Annotated in this window: 12 protein-coding genes; 9 read left to right on the forward strand and 3 right to left on the reverse strand. The window is 64.6% G+C overall.

Annotated elements, in window-relative coordinates; translation table 11 throughout:
• The first annotated feature begins 144 nt into the window (after positions 1 to 144).
• From AC1AXT_RS00515 to AC1AXT_RS00540, 6 genes are all read left to right on the forward strand, one after another.
• A complete protein-coding gene (locus AC1AXT_RS00515; RefSeq protein ID WP_476539728.1) occupies positions 145 to 1,944 on the forward strand; it encodes a hypothetical protein in 1,800 nt (599 codons plus the stop codon).
• A complete protein-coding gene (locus AC1AXT_RS00520; protein WP_476539730.1) occupies positions 1,937 to 3,442 on the forward strand; it encodes an ATP-binding protein in 1,506 nt (501 codons plus the stop codon). The genes AC1AXT_RS00515 and AC1AXT_RS00520 overlap by 8 nt, the downstream gene beginning before the upstream one ends.
• Positions 3,430 to 4,050, forward strand: coding sequence for a response regulator transcription factor (locus AC1AXT_RS00525; RefSeq protein WP_476539732.1), 621 nt, complete (start codon positions 3,430 to 3,432; stop codon positions 4,048 to 4,050). Before AC1AXT_RS00520 ends, AC1AXT_RS00525 begins: the two co-directional genes overlap by 13 nt.
• Before the next feature lie 202 nt (positions 4,051 to 4,252).
• Positions 4,253 to 4,690 (forward strand): hypothetical protein, encoded by a 438-nt coding sequence (locus AC1AXT_RS00530; RefSeq protein ID WP_476539734.1) that lies wholly within the window; start codon positions 4,253 to 4,255, stop codon positions 4,688 to 4,690.
• Between the two features lie 35 nt (positions 4,691 to 4,725).
• A complete protein-coding gene (locus tag AC1AXT_RS00535; RefSeq protein ID WP_476539735.1) occupies positions 4,726 to 6,027 on the forward strand; it encodes a TFIIB-type zinc ribbon-containing protein in 1,302 nt (433 codons plus the stop codon).
• A gap of 40 nt (positions 6,028 to 6,067) precedes the next feature.
• Complete coding sequence (locus AC1AXT_RS00540) at positions 6,068 to 7,420, forward strand: SPFH domain-containing protein (RefSeq protein WP_476539737.1); 1,353 nt, start codon at positions 6,068 to 6,070, stop codon at positions 7,418 to 7,420.
• A gap of 70 nt (positions 7,421 to 7,490) precedes the next feature.
• On the opposite strand, the gene AC1AXT_RS00545 is transcribed toward AC1AXT_RS00540, so the two are convergent.
• Positions 7,491 to 8,408, reverse strand: coding sequence for a chitosanase (locus tag AC1AXT_RS00545; protein ID WP_476562916.1), 918 nt, complete (start codon positions 8,406 to 8,408; stop codon positions 7,491 to 7,493).
• Between the two features lie 146 nt (positions 8,409 to 8,554).
• On the opposite strand from AC1AXT_RS00545, the gene AC1AXT_RS00550 reads away from it, so the two are divergent.
• Entirely contained in the window at positions 8,555 to 9,190 is a 636-nt protein-coding gene (locus tag AC1AXT_RS00550; RefSeq protein ID WP_476539741.1) for a hypothetical protein, read from the forward strand.
• A 17-nt stretch (positions 9,191 to 9,207) separates the two neighbouring features.
• Here the strand turns inward: AC1AXT_RS00550 and AC1AXT_RS00555 are convergent, their stop codons facing one another.
• Positions 9,208 to 11,058 (reverse strand): bifunctional ADP-dependent NAD(P)H-hydrate dehydratase/NAD(P)H-hydrate epimerase, encoded by a 1,851-nt coding sequence (locus AC1AXT_RS00555; protein WP_476539742.1) that lies wholly within the window; start codon positions 11,056 to 11,058, stop codon positions 9,208 to 9,210.
• A gap of 212 nt (positions 11,059 to 11,270) precedes the next feature.
• Here AC1AXT_RS00555 and bsh point away from each other — a divergent pair, with 212 nt between their 5' ends.
• Both bsh and AC1AXT_RS00565 read left to right on the forward strand, forming a co-directional pair.
• Complete coding sequence (gene bsh / locus AC1AXT_RS00560; protein WP_476539744.1) at positions 11,271 to 12,215, forward strand: choloylglycine hydrolase; 945 nt, start codon at positions 11,271 to 11,273, stop codon at positions 12,213 to 12,215.
• Between the two features lie 64 nt (positions 12,216 to 12,279).
• The gene (locus AC1AXT_RS00565) at positions 12,280 to 13,047 is read left to right on the forward strand and encodes a carboxymuconolactone decarboxylase family protein (RefSeq protein ID WP_476539746.1); all 768 of its coding nucleotides are present in this window, start codon (positions 12,280 to 12,282) and stop codon (positions 13,045 to 13,047) included.
• A 36-nt stretch (positions 13,048 to 13,083) separates the two neighbouring features.
• Here the strand turns inward: AC1AXT_RS00565 and AC1AXT_RS00570 are convergent, their stop codons facing one another.
• Positions 13,084 to 14,685, reverse strand: a complete 1,602-nt coding sequence (locus AC1AXT_RS00570) for an ABC-F family ATP-binding cassette domain-containing protein (protein ID WP_476539748.1) — start codon at positions 14,683 to 14,685, stop codon at positions 13,084 to 13,086.
• Positions 14,686 to 14,697 lie beyond the last annotated feature (12 nt).

Below are 14,697 nucleotides of genomic sequence, written 5' to 3' on the forward strand. Positions count from 1 at the left end.
TTTCTGCGTCATGCGGATAGACCTGCGGGCCAAAAACCCTCCGCGTTCCCTAGCCTGCGTGAGCATGGACCGTTAGGATTAGGGGAGGATGACGACAATCAGCCACCACGCGCTGGACATTATCGCCACGGAAGGGGGTACTTCGTGACAGGAGCATCTGCGTCTACGCGCCGGGGGCCTTTCCTTAGGCAAAAGTACACGGCATGCATCATTGGCGTCCTGGCCGCGCTGCTGGTGCTTGCCGTCCTTGCCCTATGCCTGACGACGGGCAGCGAACCGAACGAGGCCAGGTCGTTCATGCCTGGCAGTCCCAGCGCAGGCACCTTCTGGCTCATTGCCCAGGCCCCCGTCCTTGCCATCTGGGGTATCGTGCTCATGGGGCGGTGCCCCGATAGATTCGTGCGGGGCGTCATCATAGGCGTCACTATCCTGCTGCTCTTCTGGTTCCTGGCCGTACTCATCAAATACCCTGCGCATCATGATGGCTTGACGCGGCTTCTGTGGTATTGCTACTACATCCCCATGCTGTTCCTTCCATGGCTCTGCTTTCTCGCCGCGGTGGAGGTGACGTTTCCCCTGCCATCGCCGGCACGCACCGCAACGATGTGGACGACGGGGATGTGCACGGCAGCGCTCTGTGCCCTCGTGCTGTCGAACAGTTCGCATATGCTCGCCTTTTCGTTCTCCCTGGCCGATCCGCATTGGAACGGCGAATACGCATATGGACCCGTATACTACCTGGTCGCCATATGGTCGGGAATGCTGTATCTGGCGTTCTTCGGACTGCTGTTCGCGCTTTCCCGCCAGCATAGGAACCTCGTCTTCATTCCGCTGCTGGCGCTTACCCTCGGCGGAGCCATATACGGTGCCCTCTACGCAATGCGCATTGGAGGGATATTCTCCACGAATTTTTCCCTTGTCTATGCGACGGTGTTCATGGCCGCTTTCGAACTCTGCTTTGACAGCGGCCTGCTTCCCGGCTTCCGCCGTTATCGTGACACGTTCCGCTTGCTGCCCGTCGACCTGAAGATCGTCGATGCGTGCGGACGTCTTACGCTGCTCAGCGACGGGAGCGGCCCGCTGCAGCCAGATGAACGCGCTGCATTGCTTGGCGTTGCCGACGGCGGCGACCGGCCCGTTCGCTTCAACGTGGCCAGCCAGCCTGGCAATGCATACTGGGCATGGAAGGTCCCAGGCGGCCAGGCCCTTCTTACAGAGGACATCAGCCGCTTGCTCAGGCGGCAGCAGGAGGCTTTCTCGCTGGCCGATCAAGTCCGCGAGCGCAACGCCGTGCTGCAGCGATCCATTGCCGTGGATGAGAAGATCTTCCGGCAAATCCAGGAAGCGTCGGCATTGGAGCGCGTAGAGGAGGGGCTTGCAGCGGCGGCCGACTCCATCCGCACGCTTATTGCGGACCTCGATGAACGCGCGTCGCTGCAGGACAGGCGCGATGCGCTGTGCACCGTCAGGCTGCTTGCCGGGTACGCCAAGCGCAAAGGGGCGCTGCTTGTCGATGAATCGGCCAAAACGCCATATGATGCCGCAACGCTGCAGCTGGTCTTTGCCGAAATGGCCGCAGATGCCCGCAGCCTTGGCATAGCGGCCGCGGCTACGGTATCGACGAAACGCAAGCTTCCCGTCCCCTCCGTCAGCATATTGTTTGATTGCGCCTATCGATTGGCGATGATGGCGGCCCGCCATGGCGGCGGCGCCTTGCTGATCGCCATCAGGGATGGCGACGGGAACGCCCTCAAAATGTCGGCCGTGCTGCAATGCGAGACGCCGCCCTTCGACGGCGCTCCTGAAGTAGAGGAGTTCCGGCAATGGATGGACCGCTCCGAAGCCGCCTATTCCATTACCCCGCGCCATGATACGTTGAAACTGGAAGTGCTCGTGCGCGCAACCGCCGGCTGTGGAACCCGGAAGGCAGCCGACCATGGGTAGCCTGTTCCACGCCGACCATGATGCGCTGATTCTGGGAATCGCCGTCTTCTTCCTGCTCAGCGTGATGCAGGCGCTGCACCTTGTCGCGCTGTTCTACCGAACCGTACGGCACAACAGCATATGGCCCTATGCCAAGACGATGGCGCTGATAGTCCATCTCGTCCTCATGGGATGGTGCTGCAATGCGGCGGCCCATGGATGGAAAACGATGCTGGCAATGGATTCCCCTCTGGCAATGGCGCTATGGCTCGACGTCCCCGCCGCCGCCATCTTCATTGCCGATTCGCTGATAGGACGCAGGCCCTTTCCGGCAGCTCTGGGCGTATGGCTTTTCCTGTTCACCCCGTTGGCGTTGGCCTCAATCGGCAGTGCGGCAGCCGCCCTGGTCGCCGCAGACGCATTGCTGTTTTCCTTTCTCAGTGCGTTCCAGCTTGCAGACGATGCACGGCGGCGGACAGCGGGGCCATCGCGGCTCGCCTTCCTGCCCGCGTTGAAGCGCATGCCCGCCGGACTGGCCATCGCGGACGGCACGGGGCGAATCATCATGGTCAACGATGCGTTGCGCATCACCCTGGGGCTGCTGACAACGCAGGCCCATGCGCTCGGCACCATCGGCCAGCTCGAGCAGGTCCTGCATGAGCATTCCGGATGTTCTTCGCCAGAAGCCACCCGCGATGACCTGCACCATGGAGGCCTGATCATCGGCCATGACGATGAACAGGGAAACCGCCGCTTTTCCATGTTCCGATGCTGCCTGCTGGGCGACGTAGAGCATATGACGGCGGTCATGGCATTCGACGTTACCGAAGAGGAACAGGCCCGGCTGCGCATCCAGTCATCCCTCGATGCGCTGCAACGCAGCGAACGGCAGCTGCAGGACGCGCTGCAGTCCGTTCATCAGGCCGCCCGGCAACAGGCGGCGCTTGCCGCCAAAGCGCGCGTGCACGATGTCATCGGCCAGCGGCTGTCGCTGATTACGCGCATTCTCGAGGACGACAGGCTTGACGACGACACCATCGGACGGCTTCTGCCGCTTCTTGAGGGCATCGGCAAGGATCTCCATTGCGCGCATGCGCCGTGGCGCAGCGAGCTTGAGTCCATCGTCGAATCGTTCGCGCTGGTCGGCGTCGCCATCGACCTTCATCTGGAGGTCGAGCCTGACGACGACATAGGCAATGCCATCGCCGTCATCGCACGGGAGAGCACAACCAACGCCATCCGCCACGGCGGCGCGTCACGGGTCGAGGTGACGCTCAGGACCGACGGCGATCTTCTCGTCCTGCACGTAGAGGACGACGGCACCAGGCCGCCATCGGACCGCTACCGGGAAGGGACCGGCATTGCAAGCATGCGTCGGGCAGTGCAGCAAGCCGGTGGCGTATTCGTCGTCGATACGGCGCCCTCATTCGCCCTCAAGGCCATGTTCAGGCCCCGGAGCGCCCATGCAGTACAATCAGCGACGGAACCGGACCAAGGAGAACGGCAATGCGCATCATGATCGTCGAAGACCAGACCATGCTCCGGGACTCGCTCAAGCAGGCCATCAACGCACAGGACGACATGGAGGTGGTCTGCGCGATATCGGACGCTTCGCAGGTACCTGGCAAGGCAAAGCTCACGCAGCCCGACATCGTGCTCATGGATGTATGCACCGAACATGACGCCAACGGCATTGCCGCTACGCGGCTGCTGAAGGAAGCCGGCGAAACGCCTCGCGTAGTCATCATGACCGGCATGCCTGAAATCACCTTCGTAGAGCAGGCCCGGCAAGCCGGTGCGGACAGCTTCATCTACAAGAACGTCAATACCGGCGAACTGCTCGCCACGCTGCGTTCGACGATGGAAGGATACGCCATCTGGCCTGCAGACCCACGCAAGCATGCCAGAAGCGCCGGGCTTGACATGCTCACTGACGAGGAAATCGCCATCATGCGGCTCGTATGCGAAACGAAGGACCGCAGGGAAATCGCCGCGGAACTCTATATGAGCGAGGGGACCGTCAAAAGGCACATTTCCAGCATCCTCGCCAAAACCGGATACGACAGCATCCTCAAGCTGGCCATCCACTATGTATCCGAAGGCTACATCGTGCCGGGGCTGCAGTAATCCATTCCGGATGCCGCCATCGCTGCCCACCATGTCCTTCCCCTAGATTCTTCGCCCAGCAAGACTGGGACCGCGGGCCCGTTTTCCGTAGGCGATTCGGGACAGCGGGCATGCCAAAACACAGATGCTTCTCCCTAAACTGAAAACGGGACGGACACAATGATGCGTTTCGTCCAAGAGAAACTAGTGGAGAGGAACGATCATGAAGATCATCAACAAAGCGCGTGGACCATTGAGCGCCCTGTGCGCATTCGCCCTGCTCTTCTCAGTAGCGGCATGCAGTTCGAGCAACGCGGACATCGATACCACGCAAATCGTCGGCTACTGGGAACTGACTTCCGTTGACGATGCCAACGGAGACAGCATCACGGAGGACGACATTGCATCGCTCAAGGCCATGGGCATCCAGATCAGCATGGAGCTCAAATCCGACAAAACGGTGTATTGGGACCTGTTCGACGAGGAAGCCACCGGCACGTGGAAGGCGACCAGCGCTACGGCGGGAACAATGGAAGTCGATGAGGAGACGCTGGAATTCACCATCGACAACGGCTCGATGACGCTGCAGTCCAAGAGCGACGGCAGTGAGGGCACCATGCATCTGAAGAAGACAGAGAAGACCGGAACCTCCGAATCGTAAGGGATTACGACTTCTTCTCGGAAAGGAAGGCGATCATGGGCGCTCAATCCGTGAACTATACTTGTCCAGCCTGCAATGGCGCGGTACGTTTCGCGTCGGAGCTTGGCAGCGTAGCCTGCGACTTTTGCGGCAGCGTGTTCAGCGTGGAGGAAATCGAGCGGCTTCATGCAGCCAAGCAGGAAAAAGCCGATAACGACGTCCTGGCCGGTTCGGCAGCGTGGGGAGCCGAACAGCAGGGGCAACCTCTCGACTACACCGCATATTCATGTTCCAGCTGCGGCGCCGAACTGGTATGCGAGCCCACCACCGCCATCAGCGAATGCCCCTATTGCGGCAATCAGGCAGTGGCCCCCGGGCGCGTCGACGGCGAATTCCGCCCCGACTGCCTCATTCCCTTCGCCAAGGACAAGAACCACGCCACGAGCGCCCTTGCCGAATTCTACAAGCACAAGATGCTGCTGCCGCGAAGCTTTACCGAGCATAACCGGCTGGAAAAGATACAGGGCGTATACGTCCCCTTCTGGCTCTACGACGTGTCGTCCGACGGCGAAGGCACGTACAAGGCCGAGAACAAGCGGACGTACCGGCGCGGCGACGAGGAAATCACCGAAACGGACAGGTATGCATGCACGCGCTCAGGCAGCGCACGGTTCGAACGCATCCCGGTAGACGCTTCGACATCGATGCCGGACGGCCATATGGATGCCATCGAGCCATACGACTATGGCGCGCTTACCGATTTCTCCGTCGCCTATCTTCCCGGCTTCGCGGCAGACCGCTACGACCAGTCCAGCGACGAATGCAGTGAACGGGCCACGCAGCGTGCCGAGAATTCCCTGGAAAGCGAGCTTCGCGGCACGGTGAAAGGCTATGACAGCGTCAGCAAGGAGACGTTCCATGCGCAAAGCACGGTGGACAATGCCTCCTATGCCATGCTGCCGGTGTGGCTGCTCAATACCGTATGGAATGACAAATCGTTCCTGTTCGCCATGAATGGGCAGACCGGCAAACTGGTAGGCGACCTGCCCGTTTCCAAGGTCAAGGGCCTGCTGTGGTTCCTCGGCGTCTTCGTGGTGTCCGCAGCGGCCCTGTTGGGATGCGCTTTCGGACTGGGGTGGTTCCCCGACGACCAGACCATGCGCATCGTCGTTCCCGTCGCCGGGGCGCTCGTCATCGCCGCCCTGGTCCTGCTCATTCTTGTGGGCCAGATGAAGACGGCGCATACCCAGTCGGCGGCGCGCCAATACCTTCAGGATGGATCGTTTGAACTGACACGGAGCGCCGACCAGTTCCTGGGCACCACGACGACCAGGAAACACATCGAAAAGAACAGCTGATCGCAACAGGCATCAGCCACTCAAGAAAGGAAGCAGGACCATGGGATTGTTGAAGGCGGGAATCGGCGCCGCGGCAGGCGTGCTCTCCGACAGCTGGCGCGACTACTTCTACTGCGAAGCGCTCGATGCGGACACGCTGGTTGCCAAAGGAGCCAAGCGCGTCAATTCGAAAGGACGCAGCTCCAATACCAAGGGTGATGACAACATCATTTCCAACGGCTCGATCATCGCCGTGGCCGACGGCCAGTGCATGATCATCGTGGAGCAGGGCGCCATCGTGGAATTCTGCTCGGATCCGGGCGAATTCGTCTGGGACAGCTCCACGCAGCCCTCCGTGTTCTATGGGGGCTTCGGCGAGGGCATCAAGAAGAGCTTCGCGGAGTTCTCCAAGCGCGTCGGCTTCGGCGGAGACACCGGCACCGACCAGCGCATCTACTATTTCAATACGAAGGAAATCGTCGGCAACAAATACGGAACGTCCACGCCCGTGCCGTTCCGCGTGGTCGATGCCAACATCGGCCTCGACATCGACACGGCCGTGCGCATGAACGGCGTATATTCGTACCGTCTTGCGGATCCGATCCTGTTCTACAAGAACGTGTGCGGCAACGTCGAATCGACCTATACGCGCGACCAGATCGATCCGCAGATGAAAAGCGAGATCCTCACGTCGCTGCAGCCGGCGCTGGCGCAGATTTCCGGCATGGGCATCCGCTACTCCGCCGTCCCAGCCCACACCAAGGAACTTGCGGATGCGCTCAACGAGGAGATGAGCAAGGATTGGAGGGACCTGCGCGGCACGGAAATCGTGTCGTTCGGCGTCAATTCCATCGCCATCAGCCCCGAAGATGAGGAAATGATCAAGCAGCTGCAGCGTACGGCGGTGATGCGCGACCCGTCCATGAGCGCTGCGAATCTCTCGGCCGCGCAGGCGGAGGCGATGAAGGCCGCAGCTTCCAACGAAGCCGGCGCCATGACGGGATTCATGGGCCTTGGCATGGCCGGGATGACCGGTACCGGGATGGCGGCGTCCATGCCGATGCCGAGCACGCCGAACCCTCCGCAGAGCGTCTATGGCGCTTCTCCCACCGGTGGTTTTGGCGCTCCGCAGGGCACTCCGTCCCAGGCTCCCGCTGCAGGCAGCCCAGCAGGAACCCAGGCCACTGGATGGACCTGCCAGTGCGGGACCGCCAACACCGGCAAGTTCTGCAGCAACTGCGGGCAGCCGCAACCGCAGCCCCAAGGCGAATGGGTTTGCCAATGCGGCACCCCCAACACCGGCAGATTCTGCGGAAACTGCGGGCAGCCGCAGCCGCAAGGACCGTGGACCTGCCAGTGCGGCACAGCCAATGAAGGCAAGTTCTGCAGCAACTGCGGCCAGGGACGGCCATAGTCATGCCGCTTGGCGTGCCTGGTCGTCCCGGGCAACGGCCCCAGTCCATGCGTTGAATGCCATCCGCTGCCTATGCGTCGGCGGATGGCATCGCGTCGACGTCCTGCTGCGTCAGCGTGTAGGAGTCGCCGTACATCGTCCACTTCAGCGGCAATGCAAGGTTCCAGTTCTTCGCGGCGATGAACTTGCGCTGCGCCTCGATGCGCGACAGGTCGCGGTGCGCCTCTTCCTGCTCCATCACTTCGGTACGCGCGTCGAGGAACGCGTCCAGGTACTCCGCTTCGTCGCCGCCCTGCGCCGGCGTCTTCGCCGCCTTGCGGATGCCGCCGAAGCTCGAGGCGTCGTCGCCGTCGCCATGCACGACGATCGCGTCATAGTAGACGTACTGTCCCAGCGCGGACAGCCCGTCGTCCGAAGCGGCCTTGAGCGCCGGCTTCATGTACTGCGCGTCGACGATGCGGTTCTGCGCCTGCATCATCCGCTCGTCGGAACCGTCCGCCTTCCATGCCTCGACGAACGCATCGCCCAGCCCGTCGGTCGAATCGGAGCCGACGACCTTGCGCAGCGCGGGAATGAAATCGACGAGATTGTTCTTGGCGTCGAGCTTCGTGTACTCGTTGACGACGTCCAGCAGGTCGCCCGTCTTCGTCGTGAAGCCGATGATGCCGGCCGTCAGGCCGCGCCCGTCGCCGATATCCTCGATATACCCGTATTCGTCCCAGTAGTCGAGCGTCGAGTTTTCGGCGCTGCTGACCAGCGCATACGCCGTCTTGCGCAGGTCGCCGCTGCCGATGGACAACGACATGTCCGCCTGGGAAGAGGAGGGGGTGGGGGACTGCGACGGGGAATCTTCCACAGAAGAAGCGGAGGAAGAAGAAGATTGGGGCGCCGATGGCGACGCCTGCGTTCCGGTTTCGCCTCCCGCGCCGCATCCCGCCGCCATCGCCACCGCCAGCAGCGCCGCAACAACACCCAACCGCCTGCTCATCATCGCCTCTTTATTGCCTCCGTCACGCCTTCCAGACCGGCTTTGCCGGCCAATCGTTCCATTTTCCCCGGCCGCCGCGACAGCCGCCTTTCGTCGTCCCTTCGGTTAAGATTGGCAGCGACTTGAAGAACGGAAGGGTTCCCGCGATGGTAGTGAGCGAGACGTATGAGGGGCTGCACGGCCTTACCTGCACGCATTCGTATTCGAAGATCAACGAATTCCCGTACGTCAACCGCTGGGAATACATCTGCGGCGAGCGCAGCGTCGTGCTCAACGTTTCCGACATGGGCCAGACGGCCTCGTGCTGGAACCAGGAGGCGCCGGCGACGTTCACGAGCCGTACGCGCGGCGAAGTGACCGACCGCCCGCGCAAGTTCACGTCGCTGTGCGAGGCGCAGCGCCGCGCCATCCAGTTCTGCCACCGCACCGACAGCGAGACCGCCGCGGACCTGGAAATCGCGAATCTCGGCTTCGCCAAGCAGCTCGCCTATACGCAGCGGCTGCATGACGCGATGGGGGAGCGGGCCGTCGACCAGGCGACGATGGCGCGGCTGATCGCGCAGGCCACTGGCGTGGATATCGATGATCCGGACACCGAGGAAACGTCGCTCCCCATCGTCCGCGCCTACGTGTCCAGCATGCTTGTAGAGGAGCTGCAGCAGCTGCTGTGGCAGCGCGACGCTACGCCGGACGGCGGCGAGGCGCGCGCGGCGCTGGAGGCGCATATCGCGTCCGTCGAATCCCAGGTCGTCGAGGAGCTGCGTTCCAACGGGCGCCGCTAGCGGCAAGCGCGGCGCGGCTACGCGAGTTCGTCGAACACGAACGGAATCGCGTCGGCGACGTCGGCCGCCAGAATCGGGTGGCCGACCGATTCGACTTCCAGCGGCTGGCCTTCCTCGAGGCCATACAGCTTCGGGCGGCTCCAGCCGCGCTGGCGCGAACCGGAGGCCACCGCCGCGGCCCGGCCGTGGATGTAGGCGGCGCTGGCCGCGATTTCCGCAACGCACGCCGGATCGTCCTGTACCTGCGTGGCCTGCTGGGCCAGCAGCGCCGCGGCGACGCCGGTCAATACGTCGCCGGCGCCGGCCGTCGCCAGGCATGCCGGCGCGCGGCCGGAAGCCAGCACGCGCATCGAGCCGCCGGACTGGCCGGCGATGATCGTGATGGCGCCCTTGAGCAGCACCGTAGCGCCGGTTTCGCGGGCTGCGAGCGCCGCGCATTCCAGCGGATTCGCCTTGACGTACGCGGCGTTGACGGCATGCCCCAGCCGCGTGAGCAGCCGCGCCAGCTCGCCGGCATGCGGCGTCAGCAGCACCTGCGGGGCGACGTGCTGCGGCAGCAGCTCCAGCGCCCCCGCGTCGACGACGACCGGCGGCATCGCCATCGCCTGCCGGTCGTGATCGCCGGCGACGTCGGCCGCCGCGCCCTGCTGCCCGTACTGTTCGGGGGAACGGCCGTGGGCCGACGAATCCTCTTCCAGCGCATCCTGCGCTTCCGATAGTGCGTAGTGGCGCAGCAGCGCGGCGATCGTCGCCTGCTGCAGCCCCGGCTGTTCGCCGCGCTCCTGCACGCCGACGCCCGAGCCGACGCCCCAGGCTTCAACGCGCCCCTTGCCGATGACGGCTTCCGGCAGCGCCTGCAGCACGAGGTCCTGCGCCCGGCGCGGCCCCATGTAGCGCACCATGCCGATGTTGGTGCGCGCGGCTGCGCTCGAGGTGAGCACCGCGGCGCCTGGATATTCGTCGGAACCGGTGACGAGCCCGACGACGCCGCGCGAATACTTCGAGTCCTCCACCTGGCACGGCCGGATCGCCTCGGAGGCGAAATCGCCGTTGACCATCTCGACGGCCGGCGACGCGCCCTCCAGGTCGAACCCGAAGTCGACGAGCGTGAGCTTGCCGCATGCGTAGGCGGCCGGCGGCAGCATCGCGCACGGCTTCATCGCGCCGAACGTCACCGTATAGTCGGCGGGGATGTACGGCCCCGGCAGCGTGCCGTCGTCGACGCCGACGCCGCTGGGCGCGTCGACGGCCACGACGATCGGCAGCGTGGGCCGCTGCTGCGAGGAGGGCAGCGCGAGCACTTCCGGCGGCTCGCCGTCCAGCCCCAGCGACGAGGCGAGCGCCGCCGGGATGCCGTGGAGCGCCCCATCGACGCCGATGCCGGCCATCGCGTCGATGAGCAGATGGGATTCGCGGGCGAACCCGATGGCCGCTTCAAGCCGCTTGCCTGCTTCGCCCGCGGAGAAGCCGGCGGCCACGCCGGGGATGCGCGCGGCGGGGTCGAGGCAGAAGAGCCGGCCGCCGGCTTCCAGGAACGCTTCGAGCCCCTGGGCATGCAGCGTGCGCCCGGTGGCGATGGCGGTCACCGACAGGCCCTGCGATGCGAGGAACGCGCCGGCGAACAGCCCGTCGCCGCCATTGTCGCCGCCGCCGGCGAGCAGGCACACCTGGATGTCGCCGGAATCGCGCGCGGCCAGCGGCGTGGCCGACAGCGCCTGCAGCGCCGTCTTCGCCACGGCGGAGGCCGCCATGCGCATCAGCGGCTTGCCGGCGGCCAGCAGCGGCCGCTCCATCGCCCTCACCTGCCGCGCCGCGTAGGAGTTGTACAGCAGTGCCTGCATCCGTTCAGTTTCGTCATGCGACGCCATATGCGCCCTTCCCTTCCGTCGGGTCCCGCGCCCGCGCCCCGCCGGGGCCGCCGCGCCTTTTCCCTCCACTGTAGTACCGCGGGACGCGCCGGGGCGCCCCGGAAGCTTCTTCCACAAGAGAAACCGCCGCCCCCTTTCTACAATCGAAGGAAAAGGCGGCCGCGCCCGCTGGCCGCCATCGTCCCGGAAAACCGCTGGGGGAGGACAAGATTATGTGCACTGGAGTTCGTTTCGCGACCGCGGAAGGCGACCTGTATTTCGGCCGCAACCTCGACTGGTCGTTCTCGTATGGCGAGAAGATCCTCGCCACGCCGCGCGGCTACGACTACCGCACCGCGTTCGGCGCGCCGGCCGGTTCGTATGCCGTTTTCGGCGTCGGCATCGTCTCGGAGGGGCTGCCGCTGTACTTCGACTGCGCGAACGAGAAGAAGCTGGCCATCGCCGGCCTGAACTTCCCCGGCTACGCGGCCTATGAGGAGCATGAGATTGCCGGCAAGACGAACGTCGCCGCCTACGAGTTCCCGTTCTGGGTCGTGCGCAACTTCGCGACGGTGGACGAGGTCGAGGCGGCGATGAAGGACGTCGCCATCGTTGGCAAGCAGATCAACGCGCAGTACCCGGTGTCGTACCTGCACTGGCTCGTCGCCGACGGCACGCGCAGCATCGTCATCGAGTACATGGCCGACGGCGTGCACGTCTACGACGACCCGGTGGACGTGCTGACGAACCAGCCGACGTTCGCCTACCATATCGAGAACATCCGCAACTACGTCAACGACGTGCCGGAATACCCGGCTCCGGCGACGTGGGACAAGGCGACGCTGACGCCGTGGGGGTCCGGCACGAGCATGCACGGGCTACCCGGCGACTACAGCTCCCCGTCGCGCTTCGTGCGCGCGGCCTACGCGAATGCGCACTACCCGGAGCAGGCCGACGAGCAGCACAACGTCACGCGCCTGTTCAAGACGCTGCAGGCTGCCGCGATGGTCGACGGCGGCGCGAAGATGGAGGACGGCCAGTTCGAGAAGACCGTCTACACGTCCGGATTCTCGGGCAAGACGATGACGTACTACAAGAACGAATACGACGACTTCGCGATCAAGAGCTACCGCTTCGCCGATTTCGACATGGACGGCAAGGACATCCAGCAGGCCTGATTGTTCCGTCGCGCCGAGTAAGCTCCCTTGGCAACAGGGGAGCTTTTTCATGCCAGGAGGGCACATGTTCGAAGAGATCACCCGCAAGATGAACCAGTTCTGGAACGACGACAAGACGTTCGCGCAGACCGACCCCGAATACATCGACATGTTCTCCGCCTTCGCGTTCGACGAGGTCGTCCACGATCCGGGCGCGCAGGACGAGGCGCTCGACGACCGGCGCCGCTCGATCGCCATCGCCGCCGCGCTGATCGGCGCAAACGGGCTCAAGGCGTTCACGTCGATGATGCCCGCATGGTTCAATGCGGGCCTGAGCGCCCGCGAGCTCAAGGAAATCGTCTACCAGGCCACCGCCTACGTCGGCTTCGGGCAGGCGGTGCCGTTCCTCGAGAAGGCCAACGACTACCTCAAGGCCGTCAACGTCAGGCTGCCGCTGCCGTCCGGCCGCGCCACCGACGGCACGCTTGGGGACCGCTTGGCCAAGGGGGAGCGGGCGCAGATGGAGGCGTTCGGCGACGCGATGGCCGGCTACGCCGACGCCGGCGACGGCGAGACGGGCCATATCAACCGCTGGCTGGTCGCCAACTGCTTCGGCGACTACTACACGCGCGACGGGCTGGGCATCGAGGACCGCGAGCTGGCGACGTTCTGCATGCTGGCGGGGCTTGGCTGCGCCGACCCGCAGCTCAAGGCGCACGTGGGCGCCAACGTCCATGTCGGCAACGGGCGGCATTTCCTCATCGCCGCGGCCAGCCAGATCATGCCGTACATCGGCTATCCGAAGACGCTCAACGCCATCAGCGCCATCAAGGAGGCGGCGCCGCAGGAGTAGCGCACCAGGCCCACGTCGCCGCGCAAACCCGGCAGGCTATTCCTCGGCGACGAGCTCCAGGTAGCTGTCGTTCCACAGGTCCTCGTCGCCGTCCGGCATCAGCAGCACGCGTTCGGGGTTGAGGGCCTCGACGGCGCCTTCGTCGTGCGTGACCAGCACGATGGCGCCTTCGTATTTGGCGATGGCCTTGAGGATTTCGTCGCGCGAGGCGGGGTCGAGGTTGTTCGTCGGCTCGTCGAGCAGCAGCACGTTCGCGCGCGACGTGACGAGCGTGGCGAGCGCCAGGCGCGTCTTCTCGCCGCCCGACAGCACGCGCGCCGGTTTGAACGCGTCGTCGCCGGAGAACAGGAACGAGCCCAGGATCGAGCGCGCCTGCGTATCGGTCAGCTCCGGCGCGACGGCCTGCAGGTTCTCGAGGACGGTGGCGTCGAGGTCGAGCGTGTCGTGCTCCTGCGCGAAGTAGCCGATCTTGCAGCCGTGGCCGTAGTCCACGCTGCCGGTGTCCGGATCCTCGAGGTGGGCGAGCAGCCGCAGCGTCGTCGTCTTGCCGGCGCCGTTGTAGCCGAGGATGACGACGCGCGAGCCCTTGTCGATGGCCAGGTTGACGCCGGCGAACACGAGGTTGTCGCCGTATTCCTTCGAAATGTCCTTCGCTTCGATCGGCGTGCGCCCGCACGGGGCCGGCTCGGGGAAGCGGATGTCGGCGACCTTCTCCTTCTTCTGCGCCTCGCTCGTTTCGCTCAGCAGCTTTTCGGCGCGGCGCATCATGTTCTGGGCGGCCACGGCCTTCGTCGCCTTGGCGTGCAGGCGGATGCCCTGCTGCATGAGGCGCGCGGCCTTCTTCTCGGCGACCTCGCGTTCGCGCGCGCGGCGCGCCTCGTCGAGCTCGACCTGCTTGAGGTAGGACTTGTAGTCGAGCGAGTACATGTCGATTTCGCCGCGCTGCGCGTCCAGGCGCCACACCTTGTTGACCACTTCGTCGAGCAGCTCGACCGAGTGGGAGATGACAAGGAAGCCGCCTTCGTAGCGCTTGAGGTACCCGCGCAGCCATTCGATCGAATCGGCGTCGAGGTGGTTGGTCGGCTCGTCGAGGATCAGCGTGTCCGCGTCCGAGAACAGGATGCGCGCCAGCTCGATGCGCCGGCGCTGGCCGCCCGAAAGCGTGCCCAGCGGCCGCTCCATCACGTCGTCGGGAAGCCCCAGGCTGGCGGCCATCGCCTTCGCCTCGGACTGCGCGGCATAGCCGCCGGCCTTCTCGAAGTCCTGCAGCGCCTTGTCGTAGCGGTTCATCGCCTTCGTCATGACGTCCGGATCGAGGTCGGTCATCTCCTTCTCCGCCTTGCGCAGGCGCTGGATGATGGCGGCGATGTCGCGCGCGCTCATCATGCGGTCAAGCGCCGTCTGCTCCGGGTCGGCGGCGTGGGTGTCCTGCGGCAGGTAGCCGAGCTTGCCGGAAACGCGCACGGAACCGGCGGTCGGCAGCGCCTCGCCGGTGATGACGCGCGTCAGCGTCGTCTTGCCGGCGCCGTTGCGGCCCACCAGGCCGATCTTGTCGCCCTTGGCGACATGGAAGGTGGTGGGATGCAGCAGGGTGCGCGCCCCGATCTGGATCTCGAGTCCCTGCGCTTCGATTGCCATGCGTCACCGTCT

This window comes from Bifidobacterium sp. LH_450 (genome assembly GCF_056356715.1).

Excerpts from the sequence above, each read along its gene's own strand:
- AC1AXT_RS00530 (WP_476539734.1), top strand. The coding sequence starts at position 4,253 with ATGAAGATCATCAACAAAGCGCGTGGACCATTGAGCGCCCTGTGCGCA.
- AC1AXT_RS00565 (WP_476539746.1), top strand. The coding sequence starts at position 12,280 with ATGTTCGAAGAGATCACCCGCAAGATGAACCAGTTCTGGAACGACGAC.
- AC1AXT_RS00555 (WP_476539742.1), bottom strand. The coding sequence starts at position 11,058 with ATGGCGTCGCATGACGAAACTGAACGGATGCAGGCACTGCTGTACAAC.
- AC1AXT_RS00570 (WP_476539748.1), bottom strand. The coding sequence starts at position 14,685 with ATGGCAATCGAAGCGCAGGGACTCGAGATCCAGATCGGGGCGCGCACC.
- AC1AXT_RS00520 (WP_476539730.1), top strand. The coding sequence starts at position 1,937 with ATGGGTAGCCTGTTCCACGCCGACCATGATGCGCTGATTCTGGGAATC.
- bsh (WP_476539744.1), top strand. The coding sequence starts at position 11,271 with ATGTGCACTGGAGTTCGTTTCGCGACCGCGGAAGGCGACCTGTATTTC.
- AC1AXT_RS00535 (WP_476539735.1), top strand. The coding sequence starts at position 4,726 with ATGGGCGCTCAATCCGTGAACTATACTTGTCCAGCCTGCAATGGCGCG.
- AC1AXT_RS00550 (WP_476539741.1), top strand. The coding sequence starts at position 8,555 with ATGGTAGTGAGCGAGACGTATGAGGGGCTGCACGGCCTTACCTGCACG.
- AC1AXT_RS00525 (WP_476539732.1), top strand. The coding sequence starts at position 3,430 with ATGCGCATCATGATCGTCGAAGACCAGACCATGCTCCGGGACTCGCTC.
- AC1AXT_RS00545 (WP_476562916.1), bottom strand. The coding sequence starts at position 8,408 with ATGAGCAGGCGGTTGGGTGTTGTTGCGGCGCTGCTGGCGGTGGCGATG.
- AC1AXT_RS00540 (WP_476539737.1), top strand. The coding sequence starts at position 6,068 with ATGGGATTGTTGAAGGCGGGAATCGGCGCCGCGGCAGGCGTGCTCTCC.